Annotated in this window: 8 protein-coding genes; 5 read left to right on the top strand and 3 right to left on the bottom strand. The window is 52.0% G+C overall.

Annotated elements, in window-relative coordinates; all coding sequences use genetic code 11:
- The 3 genes from U869_RS31560 to aegA all read right to left on the bottom strand — a co-directional run.
- Nucleotides 1-505: DeoR family transcriptional regulator (locus tag U869_RS31560; RefSeq protein WP_157834752.1), on the bottom strand; the 505-nt coding region annotated here is incomplete at its 3' end.
- 528 nt (nt 506-1,033) lie between these two features.
- Entirely contained in the window at nt 1,034-1,561 is a 528-nt protein-coding gene (locus U869_RS0121720; RefSeq protein ID WP_025122757.1) for a 4Fe-4S dicluster domain-containing protein, read from the bottom strand.
- Between the two features lie 21 nt (nt 1,562-1,582).
- The gene (gene aegA / locus U869_RS0121715) at nt 1,583-3,592 is read right to left on the bottom strand and encodes a formate-dependent uric acid utilization protein AegA (protein WP_025122758.1); all 2,010 of its coding nucleotides are present in this window, start codon (nt 3,590-3,592) and stop codon (nt 1,583-1,585) included.
- Nucleotides 3,593-4,028: 436 nt separating this feature from the next.
- Between aegA and U869_RS0121710 the strand changes: the two genes are divergently transcribed.
- The 5 genes from U869_RS0121710 (at nt 4,029) to U869_RS0121690 (ending at nt 11,640) form a co-directional block, all read left to right on the top strand.
- Complete coding sequence (locus U869_RS0121710) at nt 4,029-6,068, top strand: type VI secretion system tip protein VgrG (RefSeq protein WP_025122759.1); 2,040 nt, start codon at nt 4,029-4,031, stop codon at nt 6,066-6,068.
- 30 nt (nt 6,069-6,098) lie between these two features.
- On the top strand, nt 6,099-7,364 hold the full coding sequence (locus U869_RS30165; protein ID WP_025122760.1) for a DUF4123 domain-containing protein: 1,266 nt from the start codon (nt 6,099-6,101) through the stop codon (nt 7,362-7,364).
- Nucleotides 7,364-8,050: an alpha/beta hydrolase gene (locus U869_RS0121700; RefSeq protein WP_025122761.1), complete on the top strand. Its 687-nt coding sequence runs from the start codon at nt 7,364-7,366 to the stop codon at nt 8,048-8,050. The genes U869_RS30165 and U869_RS0121700 overlap by 1 nt, the downstream gene beginning before the upstream one ends.
- An 82-nt stretch (nt 8,051-8,132) precedes the next feature.
- Nucleotides 8,133-8,489 carry a hypothetical protein gene (locus U869_RS32250; RefSeq protein WP_157834751.1) on the top strand — a complete coding sequence of 119 codons (357 nt, stop codon included), beginning with the start codon at nt 8,133-8,135 and terminating at the stop codon, nt 8,487-8,489.
- Between the two features lie 226 nt (nt 8,490-8,715).
- Complete coding sequence (locus tag U869_RS0121690; protein ID WP_025122763.1) at nt 8,716-11,640, top strand: HD domain-containing phosphohydrolase; 2,925 nt, start codon at nt 8,716-8,718, stop codon at nt 11,638-11,640.
- Nucleotides 11,641-11,662 lie beyond the last annotated feature (22 nt).

Genomic DNA, 11,662 nt, shown 5'->3' with positions numbered 1-11,662 from the left:
AACACATTGAATACTTGACCTGAATACTGGCATTGTCCCCACTAGGGGATAAGTCCCGGCCCAGAAAAAATATGCCAATAAACGGATTACGTCGTGCCGGTTCAATCAGTTCGATGTGCGGCGTAATGAGATAACACGCCTCCTCCGGTAATAATTCAATCAGGGTTTCACCTAAAGAGGGACTATCAACATAAAAGCAACTTCCTATTGCAAACTCACCAACAATAATATTGGCAATAGTTCTAACCTGCTCGACACCATAACTATTTTCCACATTAGGGGGCGCATTCAATTCCCCTGCACCACCATGGCAACGGCGGAGTTGATGCTGGCATTGCAATATATTCAAGTCTCGCCGAATGGTGTGCACAGAAACATTCAGCTCTCTGGCCAATTCGTCCGTACTGATATAACTACAATCCTGCAACCGGGCCAATATGGCACGATGCCGGGAGGCGACCTGAATTGATGTCAGCATACGTCCCTGTAAAATAGAGTGAGTCATTCCTATCCACTCGCGGTCAGTGGAATATTAAAAAATAGTTATTGCAGTGAAGCCCCTCACCCTCACCCTAACCCTCTCCCACAAGGAGAGGGGACCGAACGTGCCACAAATTAATTGCCGTACCCAACCTCGGCTCTGGACCAGCTCCCTCACCCTTTGGGAGAGGGTTGGGGTGAGGGGAAAAGGGTTGCTAATACGTCTTGGCGCCAGTATGGATAAGGCAAAAATGATAGTCAAACAGGGAGAAAACGACGATATTCGTTTCATTTAGAAACGTCGGAGATAGGCAATAACCCTAAACAACTGTACTTAATACCGCTACACCCAAAGCTTGAAGCAGGTGGGAGTTATGCAGGTTAGCCGACCGTTGAGCGCATGGACGCGCGATTGCGAGCCCCCAGGGACGGGTTTACGGCGTGTCGGCGTTCTGCATAACTCCCATCTGTAGCACTATTCCGCACAGCTATTTAGATAACCCACCCCACGCGGTTAACGCGCAAAGTGGGTCAAGTTGACAGGATAAGAAGATTAGCGCAGGTTCGGCGTGGAACCACGTGCCGCGCGCCGTTGCTTCTCCAACTGCATGGCTTGTAGATCCGCAGGCCGAATCAGGGTTAATGCCGCTGTTGGGCACACCTCCACACACGCAGGGCCTTCTTCGCGCCCTTGGCAAAGGTCGCATTTGTTCGCCTGAGCGCGTTGGTACGCTACGCCATCGCTGCCGTAGCCCTGATTGACCACCACCTCCATCGCGCCATAAGGGCAGGCCACCATGCAGGTCTTGCAGCCAATACAACGCGACTGCATTACCTGTACGCTGCCGTTCTGGTTATGGATCGCCTCGTTCGGGCAGGCATTCAGGCACGGGGCATTCTCACACTGTCGGCACAGCATCGGTACGCTGACGCTGTGGGTCTTCATCACCCGCAGGCGGGGATTGAAATTCGCCGCCGTCATCGGCAGTGGGTTATCCCCCAGGTGCGCCATCACGCAGGCAATCTCACAGGTGCGGCAGCCAATGCACTGTTTCATATCGGCAATGACAAACTGATTCATACCGTCTCTCCTTGAGCCACGTTAGAGCACATTGAGGTAATAACCGATGCTTTCCGCCGCCTTTCGCCCTTCGGCAATGGCTGTCACGATCAGGTCGGCACCGCGCACGATATCGCCACCGGCAAAAATCTTGCGGTTGCTGGTTTGGTACGGATATCCTGCAACTGTCGGAGCCACCACGCGTCCTTGCCTGTCCAGCATCACGTTATGTTCCGCCAGCCAGCCCATACGATGTGGGCTAAAGCCAAAGGCCATGATCACCGCATCCGCCGGGATAATATGCTCGGAACCCTCGACGGCCACTGCCTGCCTGCGGCCCTGGCTGTCGGGTGCGCCCATTTCGGTTCGCCGCATCTGTATGCCGCTGACCTTTCCTCCCTCATCGATCACGATGCTGAGTGGTTGCAGGTTGAACATGAACTCTGCGCCCTCTTCCCGCGCATTTTTCACTTCCTTTTTCGAACCCGGCATACTCTTTTCATCGCGCCGATAGGCACAAATCACCTGTTCTGCACCATGCCGTAACGAAGTACGTACGCAGTCCATGGCGGTATCACCGCCCCCCAACACGACCACCCGCTTGCCAGCCATATTGACGTAAGGGCTTTGCGGGTTCTCGGCATAGCCCATCAGTTGTTGGGTGTTGGCGATCAAGAATGGCAACGCGTCATAGACCCCCGGTGCCCCTTCATTTTCCAGGCCGGAACGCATCGATTTATAAGTTCCTACTCCGAGGAACAGCGCGTCGTAATCATTCAGCAACGCTTCCATCGAGATATCCTTGCCAATCTCGGTATTCAAACGAAATTCCACGCCCATATCACTGAAGATTTCACGCCTTCTGACCATCACGTCCTTGTTCAGTTTGAACGCCGGAATGCCGAAAGTCAGCAACCCGCCAATTTCTGGATAGCGATCAAACACCACCGGCTTGATGCCATGACGCACCAGAATATCGGCACAACCCAACCCCGCCGGGCCTGCACCAATGATGGCTACGCGCTTGCCACTGTCTTTCACCGCTGACATATCTGGCCGCCAACCCATCTCGAAGGCCGTTTCGGTGATATAGCGTTCGATATTGCCGATGGTGACGGCTCCCCCGTGCTCGTTGAGCGTACAAGATTGCTCGCACAACCGATCCTGTGGGCACACCCGACCGCACACTTCCGGCAAGCTGCTGGTTTGGTGCGAGAGCTCCGCGGCCTCCCAGATACGCCCCTGACCGGCCAGCTTGATCCATTGCGGGATCTGATTATGCAGCGGGCAGGTCCAGGAACAGATACTTTGCTTGCCGCAACTCAGACAGCGTTCTGCCTGCTGCTGGATCTGCTGTTCATTAAAGGGCTGGTAGATTTCGGCAAAGCTGGTTTGGCGCAAATCGAGCGGGATCTTGCTGGCTTCCAGACGAGGCGCCCGTGGCTGTTGCAACAGATTGCGGATCGGCTTGGCTTTCTTCTGGGTTTTCGCCCCTGGGTGTTGATTTGCGGCACTACCAAACAGTTGGCTGTGATGGTCGCGTGCTGCGGCACGTAGCCGTTTTTCTCGCTGCTGATCCAGCAACGTCTGGTTGTCTACCAGGCTCAGCGCATGGGTCGGACAAGCGCGCACGCAGGCAGGCTCCTGGTTCAGATCGCTGCACAGATCGCATTTCTGCGCTTCGACCTTCTGATAGCTGTCTGCCAGGCGATGGTTGGCGGGCTGCACCGTTTCGGTGACCACCGTCATCATGCCAAACGGGCAAGCAACCGCGCAGGCTTTGCAGCCAATGCATTTCTCCTGGCTGACCTGGATACTGGCATCACTCTGTTCAATGGCCCCGGTCGGGCAAACATTGGCACAGGGCGCATCTTCGCAATGGTGGCAGAACACCGCCGTATTACCATTGATGCCCTGAATAACTTTCACCCGTGGGGTGAAATACTCGCGCTTGCTTGGGTATGCCCCTTGATGATGCGCGGTCACACAAGCGACCTCGCAACTCCGGCAGCCAATGCAGGCCTCTGATTCCGCAACGATAAATTGATTCATAGGTATCCTTCCCGAGCGGGCTGGCTAAAAAAACACGCTTTCGTTGACGTTATCTCCTTATCTTGGCTGGCGTAGGCAGGTGTCAGTAAGGTTATAACCATGTAAATATAGTGGTTATATTTGATCCATTTCCATGACATTCCTCATGAAAAGGGCGTAATGCACCAATGCTGGGGTGACCGCGTAGAGTAGAGGCGCTGCTTGACAGGAGCAGCATGCAGCGCCCCTACACTCGAACTTCTGCGTCTCCTTAACAATTCAGGAATACTGCCTCTTTTCATCAATCTGGCTAATCCCTAATAGTCGTGTTGGATCACACTTGCCAGCCAGTTAGATATTGTTCTGCCGACTGCAATACATTAAAATTATTTATGAATATATTGATTTTTTGCTTTTATTAAACGCGACATATTCATGCCATAAATAAGGAAGGCATATGCAAGGGAACGGTCAAGGGGCCAGCGGCCTGAGATTTACGCTAACTGTCGGTGAACTGCCCGCAGAGGCTTTTGTGGTGGTGGGATTTACGCTGCACGAGCAATTCTCCAGCCCTTTTGCACTTGAGCTTGAGGTGGCCAGTGCCAATTCCAGCGTAGCGTTTCGTTCAATTCTGGATAATACCGCCACGCTGACGATTTGGCGCGATACCGAGGTACAACGTGTCGTCAACGGCATTGTCACCTCCGTTGAGCAAGGGGATGCCGGACTTCATCAAACGCGTTATCGATTTAGTATCCGTCCCTCGCTCTGGCGAGCCGGGTTGGGACACTTCTCACGTATTTTTCAGCAACAAAGCTTTCTGGCAATCCTGGAAACCCTGTTGAAAGAAAACCGCATCGCCGACTACGCCCACGCTTTGCGCTACCCGCATCCCGAGCGTGAATTTTGCGTGCAATATAACGAAAGCGATCTCGACTTCATCAATCGTCTGGCCGCAGAAGAAGGGATTTACTATTTCTTTGAGCATGAGGATGGCCAACATACGCTGGTGTTTTCCGATGATTGCGCCGCGCTGAATGACGGGCCGACACTCCCCTATTACCCCGACCAACAGACAACCACCGCATTGGATGAACCCTGTGTCACCACCTTCAAGCGCCGGGAAAGCCTGCGTCTCTCTGAAGTACGGTTGAAGGATTACACCTTTAAAGATCCCATGTGGAAAGCAGAGTTCGGCGATGAAGCCCGTGATATCGAGCATCAGTCCGGCAAGTATTTCCATTACGATTACCCAGGGCGTTTCAAGACCCCTGAGATAGGCAAGTCATTCGCCCGCTGGCGCATGCAGGCACTGCGTAACGATGCTCATCAGGGCGAAGGCGCGAGCAACTGCCCGGCCCTGCAACCCGGCGTACGCTTTACCCTGGATAACCATCCCCTGGCGGCGCTCAATAAACGTTGGCAAATCACCCAGGCCAGCCACTCAGGGCTACAACCTCAAGCGCTGGAGAGTAACGTGGGCGGCACGGGCACTACCGTCACCAGCCAGTTTGCGTTTATTCCCCACGATCAGACCTGGCGCCCTCTTCCACAGCCTAAACCACGCATTGATGGTGCGCAGATCGCGATTGTTACGGGTCCGGACTCTGAAGAAATCTTTTGCGATGAGTATGGCCGGGTGAAGGTGCGTTTTCTTTGGGATCGCTCCGGCAGAACCGATGACAGCAGCTCCTGTTGGATCCGGGTATCCCACCCTTGGGCGGGACCGCGCTGGGGCATGTCTGCCGTGCCACGTATCGGCCATGAGGTGATCGTCGAGTTCCTGAATGGCGATCCCGATCAGCCGGTGATTATTGGCCGCACTTATCATGCCAACAACCCGCCCCCGGGCAAGCTGCCAGGCACCAAAACCCAGATGTCGATCCGTTCGCAAACCCATAAGGGTGAAGGTTTTAACGAACTGCGTTTTGAAGATGAAAAAGGCCAGGAAGATCTCTATCTGCATGCACAAAGGAACATGACCACCGAGGTTCTGCATGACAGCGCCGAGCGTATCGAACACGACGAGAACCGGCGAATAGGTAACGATCGCAGGCAACAGATTGTCCACAATGACTTTCTACAGGTGGATGGCGAAAAACGTGACCGGATCGAAGCCGACTATTCTCTGACGGTGAACAACGATTTCCACATTAACGCCACTAACGCCTTGCTAACCGAGGTTGGGCAGGAAATCCACCTGAAGTCCGGCACTAAAATAGTGATAGAAACCGGTACCGAAATCACCTTAAAGGCAGGCTCCAGCTTTATAAAAATCGATCCCGGTGGCGTCGCCATCGGCCCCATGCTCAATGTGGGTAGCGGGAGCCCAGGCTCCGGTAGAGGATGGGGTGGCAGAATGCCCGATGTTATCCCCATACCCGCAAGCGTTGCCGCCTTTGCGTTAAACCCTGCACAGGTTAGCGCGTTTAAGGAGCCACAGGCATTTTGCGAAGAGTGTGAACGGTGCAAACAACAACAGGGTTGCCCCATTTAATCGCCGCAGTTTGGCGAAGGAAACGAAGATATGGATAGTCCACTACAGCAATGGCTGGCCAGTTCAGCCTCGGGGCAACGGCTCTATGCAGTGTTGTCCAGCGTTAGCGATGCACAACCACTGAAACATTACTATCAACTGGATGGTTCCCGGGTTGCAGAAGGGATTTATCATTATACGGCCTACAAAGATTGGCATGAGGTGATGCCCTACCTGGTCGAGCTGTCGGTTAATAGCCCGTTTTTGGCGTGGGTGAGTGACACCTCAGCAACGGATTGGGGATGGCTGGCAGTCAGTGAACAGCCTCGTCAACGTATTCTCGATCATTTACGCAGCCTAACGCAGGTTAAGTTACCCGACGAGAAGACGGTATTTTTCCGCTATTGGGATGGTCAGTTTCTGCCGCTAATCCTGGCGGCCTCCACCGAACAGCAGCAAAATCAGCTAATGGGGGTATTTAGTTCCCTTTGGTTACGGCAGCAGGTTTTTGAATTGCCACTACACAGCGCACCAGTTCTCACAGGAATGTTGACGCTGGAGGAATCGCAACTCGCCAAATTGAAGCAGCAAAATCAGACCGATCAGGTTAGCCAGTTGCACCAATACTTTACCGGTAAATATCCTAAGCGTGCCCGTATACTGGGCGATGAACAGGTCAAACTGTTCATTTCGGTTATTACGGAAAAATGCCAGACTTACCGGCTGGAGCGTTTTAACGATCGTTGCCAATTGCTTGATTTAGCCTGTAGTTTAGGTAGCCATTTTGATACCGACCTACAGATCGAGCACATCGTCGTACCCTATTTGTCTACCGCAGCAGAGGAGCCAGGGCAACTAATCGAGTTAAACCAGGTGTTTGGGCAACTCTTCGTCAAAAGCATGGGCGAGCGGTTAGAGTTCTACCTTGCTGCGCTGGACAGCCTGCAAGTCCTGCAACTTAACCAGTTGCCCTATATGTATGAAGAGCGGCATGTGGTGGATTATGTCCGTTCACTTTACCCCGAGCGGGCACAATACATTCCCATACATCAGATGTTTGCCCTGTTAACTCGGGATCAAAGCTGGTTTCAGCAGCATGGGATCACGACCTTCCACGGGCAGGCGGTTATTCTGGCATTGCAGTTCTTCCTGGGGCATAAAGTATTTGATGACCCACTCTATCCTTGGGTTCAAGCGCACTTTGCAGACAGTCAATTTAGTCAGGAAGACGCACGGCTCGCTGATTTGGTGACCTATACTCAGCGACGCATCAGAAAGGAAGCGTTGATGTTACGTAAGCATTTGGAGGCAAGATAATGTGTGCATCGGATGGAATTATTTTCCCGGGTTTTGATTATAAATACGAAAATAACGACCCAAGAGATTATATTATTTTGCCTAGCGTAAAGGAGCAGCAAGGTAAGATCACCGCCAGTTGTTTAAAAACCCTGGTGGTATTTGTTGGCGGTGCGATGGATGCAAGCTTTCAACCGCTACTAAAGTTTGTTTTTGATCCTTATGTGAGAAGAAATGGTAGAGACATAAAGGATAACACCGGCAAGGTTACTGCCCAACGCAAACAAGATGTTGCCTACTCCGAACACGGTGGCGGCAAAGTCCCACCACTAATGAAAGAGTGGCATGCTGCCGGGCAGAAAATCGTGCTAGTGGGCCACAGTTGGGGTGGAGATAGAGTGCTTTTATTGGCGCAAGAAAATCCCGACATTCCGATTGAGTTACTAGTAACGCTTGATCCGGTATCCAAGAAAGGAAAAAGCCCAAAGCCTAGCCATGTCAAACACTGGGATAACATTTATATTGACTACTCGATCGCCGATGGTAGCTCCGCGAATTTTATTGCTAGAACTGGTGGCCCTTGGGAAAGTTGTCCGGGTGCAGATTATAATCAGGCGATAAATGCTTTACCTAATATGCGTGATAGAGGCCATGCCGATGCAGATGTAATGTTTGAAGAGGAGAAAAGCAAAGTTGAAAAAATCTAACATTATTATAATAACTTCTGTTTTATTGATTTCGGGATGTAAAAACTACATACCGTACTCATATATAGATCATGTAGTAAACATGTCAGAAGTGTACTGCCAACAAAGCGCGCTAAAGCAATGCAGTGAGTATCGGGTCTGTATTTCGGAAAAATATAGCCAGGTAAAATCAAAAGCTCCATTAGTTCTAGCTAGCTCTAGAATTATAATCATTCAAGGTTCCCCAGGCATTATGAAAAACGGTGATTTTTCTAACTTAATTAAAAACTCTTATAACCTACTGGATAAAAAGAACCCTGTCATCAGCGACTTAGACTTAAGTGTAGGAGTGAGCTATTTTATTTACGCCCATAACTCCTGCGCCAGCATCACCGGAGACACAACCTATAATATCGATAACTATATGCCGCTACTGAGGAAGGAACTTGGGGTTAAGTAGCAGCCCCAACGGCATCTCCTGGCAACAACCACGCGATGAAAATCGCTATCTTTCTCGCCGTTGTTTCATAAAGCTTTATTTTTTAATAGTACAGTGGTTTTTTTAGCTACAGAACGAGGAGGTTTCACTTAAACTCAGATTGATAACCCGTTCTACCACCAGATAGATAAGCTCCAGTTTCGTCTATGCTTAGCTAAGATGACATTTTGCGTCCAAGGTGGGCACGATGGCAGGTAAAATCACCGGTTTTAGAAGCCGTTATCCGCTGCATATCCAGATTGCCGCACTGTTTACCCTGCTGATTGTCTCCATCGGCAGCGTGATCGTGCTGTTTAGCCACAGCCAGCTCTCCAAACTGACCGAGGCCAGCACCCATCGGCAGTATCAAAAAACCGGCGAAGCCATTGCTGCGGAGCTGAACTCCGTTACCCGTAGCATGAAGATGTCGGTGAATATGCTGGCACGTATCCCCATAATAGAAGCCAGCACGCTCGAACAGCGCATGGCGTTTATCGGCCCGTTGGTCGAGATCCTCAAGCAAAATGATTATGCCAATGCGGTATACAGCGCTTATCCCAACGGCGACTTCTTTATACTACGCCGCCTCTCCCCGACTAGTCGGGCATTATTTAACGCGCCGGAAAATGCCGCATGGCTGGTGCAAAGTAACCGTTTTCTCGGCACCACGCCGGAAAGCCAGGCGTTCTATTTAGATGCCAATCAGCAGTTGATTACGATGAAAACCGTGCCGTTTAACGGTTTGGATCCGCGTAAACGCACTTGGTATCAGTTGGCGGTCAAAACTCAGCAATTGATTACCTCGCCGCTCTATACCTTCAAAGGCACCGGTGAGACCGGCTTTACCTACAGCATCCAGGCCCCAAATGACCACGCGGTGATCGGTCTGGACGTTTCGCTGGCTTCACTTTCGCTGTTTCTCAAACAGAACCTGCCGCAAGGTAGCCAAGCAGCGATCATCAACTCGGCCAACGAAATTATCGCCAGCCTACCTGCGCAAAATCCCAGAGATCATGATGGGCTGAACAGCATTGCACAATTCCCGGTGTTGCAAACGTTGCTGGATCCGCATAACGGTAGCAACAACCTGTTTACCGCTCAAGGGCAAAGCTGGTTTGGTGCAGTTGTTGCCCTTAAAGGACAAAGCAATGGCTACCAGTTGGTGATAGCCACGCCTTCAGCCTATCTGACCGCCGATGCCAACGCCATCCGCAACCGTTCGACCCTGATCGCCTTCGCGTTGCTGCTGCTCAGCCTGCCGCTGGTCTGGTATTTCTCCCTGCGAATTTCCCGGCCGCTGATCCGCCTGCGCCAGGATGCCGATGCCATCAGTAATCTGCATTTTGATGAGCGGGCGGAGGAACGCTCGGTGATTGAAGAGGTGGATGACCTGCACAAAGCCATGTCGAAAATGAAGCTGACGCTAAAACAGTTTATCTCGATGGGCAGCCTGTTATCCGCCAAGGATAATTTCCCGCAGCAGATGCAAGGCTTGCTCAACGAAACCAGCAAAATAGCGGCCATGAGCGGCGGAATTATTTTCCTGTCGGACAAAACGCCAGGCAGCTTTTCCCCCATCGCCTGCAACTGGGCTGGCAAAGAGGCGGCCAGTTCGGAGGTAGCATCGTTGCAGTTTGATCCACAGCATCCTACCGCGTTCTGGCAGATATTGGAGGGGAAAACCAGTGCAGGGATCTTTACGCGCGAGAATATCCCCAGCCAACTGCTTATGATCTGTGAGTCCCATTTGCCACTGCGCTACGTGGCCGTGCCGATGCAAACACATGATCAACGGTTGATGGGTTTCTTGCTGCTGTTTAATCCTGCCGAAGCTGGCCAGGAACACGGGCAAGCCAAAATACAGCTGATTAATGCCCTGGTGGGCAGCTTATCGGTCGCAATAGAGACGCAATACCTGCTGCAAGAACAAAAGACGCTGATGGGGTCGTTTATTCAACTGATCGCCGGGGCGATCGACGCCAAGAGTGCCTATACCGGTGGCCATTGCCAGCGCGTCCCCATCATCACCAAGATGCTGGCCAAGGCGGCTGTTGAGGCCAAACAGGGTCCTTTCGCCGATTTTACCCTTTCCGTCAACGAGTGGGAGGAGCTGCACACCGCCTGCTGGCTGCATGACTGCGGGAAAATTACCACGCCAGAAGCCATCGTGGATAAGGCCACCAAGCTGGAAATGATTTACGACCGTATCCACGAGGTGCGAATGCGCTTTGAGGTGCTGAAGCTGGAAAAAGAGGTCAGTTTCCTACGCAGGCACGCGAAGGTCTCAGCCACCGCGCAGGAGGAACAGCAGCTAAGGGATGAGTTGCAGCAGTTGGACGAGGATTTCTACTTTATTGCCCAGTGTAATATCGGTGGCGAATTCCTGTCTGACAGCGCGCTCGCCCGCATTCAGCAGATCGCACAATATCACTGGACCCGTACTCTGGATGATACCGCTGGCGTGGCTTGGGAAGAGCTGGCTCGCAAAAATCGCCGCCCAGCCGTCACCTTGCCCGTCCAGGAACCACTGCTGGCGGATAAAGAAGAACATATCATTTATCGTGATGATAAAAGTCGTCTGCCGGAAAGCTATCACTTCAAACTCAAGGAACCGGCCTTGCTCTACAACCACGGGGAAGTTTATAACCTGGGGATCCGCAGAGGCACCCTGACCGATGAGGAACGCTATAAGATCAATGAGCACATAATGCAGACGATCATCATGCTGGAAAAACTGCCGTTCCCACGCACCATGGCCAACGTGGCGGTGATTGCCGGTGGCCATCATGAACGCATGGATGGTAAAGGCTACCCTTACCAGTTGACCCAGCTGCAGATGAGCATTCCGGTACGTATGATGGCGATCGCAGATGTATTTGAAGCCCTGACGGCGGCCGATCGGCCTTATAAACCGGGCAAGCGGCTATCCGAATCGCTCAATATTCTGGTCAGTATGGCGAATGAAAACCATCTGGATCGTGAGCTGTTAAGGCTATTCCTGGAATCTGGCATTTGGCGCGACTATGCGCAGAGCTACCTGCCAGCCGACAAGATAGATGACGTTGATATTACTGCGTTGTTACACAAACTGGCCCCGTTGCATGCGACTACAGAGCCAAGCCCCTCACCCTAGCCCTCTCCCTGTACAGACCGGG

Origin of the sequence: Serratia sp. H1w (assembly GCF_000633355.1) — a bacterium.
Lineage (GTDB): Bacteria > Pseudomonadota > Gammaproteobacteria > Enterobacterales > Enterobacteriaceae > Chania.
This window is presented reverse-complemented; position numbering and strand designations above follow the sequence as displayed.